The sequence below is a fragment of the Alsobacter sp. SYSU BS001988 genome, assembly GCF_054796215.1.
Window position 1 is genome coordinate 1 of sequence record NZ_JBTAMK010000074.1, and the last position, 261, is coordinate 261.

1 pseudogene is annotated in these 261 nt (G+C 69.3%); it reads right to left on the reverse strand.

What is annotated here, in order from left to right:
• Window positions 1–261: pseudogene (locus tag ACYVO7_RS25850) on the reverse strand (type I secretion system permease/ATPase); the annotation flags it as partial.

The following is a 261-nucleotide window of genomic DNA, read 5'->3' on the forward strand; positions in this document are numbered from 1 at the left end:
GCGCGACGCCTGGTCGAGGCTGCTCTTGGTGGAGTACTCGTTGGCCAGCGCCAGCCCGAAGGTGATGACGCTGCCGCCGACCGCGAGCCAGCCATAGATCGGGTTCAGCGCGAAGGCCGCGATGACGTAGACGGGCACCCACGGGAAGTCGCAGAAGGCCAGCAGGCCGCTGCCCGTGAAGAACTCGCGGATGGTGTCGACGTCGCGCAGCGACTGCACGTGCCGCGGGCTCGGCTGGATGATCGTCGCGCGCTGCACGCC